The sequence below is a fragment of the Pseudomonas sp. Fl4BN1 genome (genome assembly GCF_009908285.1).
Classification (GTDB): domain Bacteria; phylum Pseudomonadota; class Gammaproteobacteria; order Pseudomonadales; family Pseudomonadaceae; genus Aquipseudomonas.
Genome location: NZ_JAAARM010000139.1, coordinates 1 through 396 on the forward strand (window position 1 = coordinate 1; position 396 = coordinate 396).

General features: G+C 62.9%; 1 protein-coding gene. It reads left to right on the forward strand.

Annotated elements, in window-relative coordinates; all coding sequences use genetic code 11:
* Nucleotides 1-267, forward strand: a 267-nt coding sequence (locus GV818_RS33940; protein WP_161778768.1) for a PIN domain-containing protein, incomplete at its 5' end; no start/stop codon positions are given.
* Nucleotides 268-396: the final 129 nt, after the last annotated feature.

Sequence of the window (396 nt, forward strand, 5' to 3'; positions counted from 1 at the left end):
ACCCGATCCGTCGCCGATCCTGAAGACGCGGCGCGCGTGGAAGGCGAAGCGTTCGTCCCGCGCTGCAAGGATCGCGACGACCAGAAATTTCTCGCGCTCGCCGATGCCGCCGACGTTGCCTATCTCGTTTCCAAGGACCGCGCCGTGCTCAAGCTCAAGCGCCGCATGGCCAAGTATTGCGACGTGGCGGTGTTGCCGCCCAAGCAGTTCGTCGCGCTGGTCCAGTTGGAAAACGCGTCCCTTGCTGCAATCCCAAATCAAGCCTGAAGCCGTCTTGTCATGACCACTGTTGAATCGCTCGCGCCCATCGCCCCGCCGCCGTCGCGGCTACCGAATGTCGGCACCACCATCTTCACCGTGATGTCTGCGCTGGCCGTAGAAAAGCAGGCCGTCAAC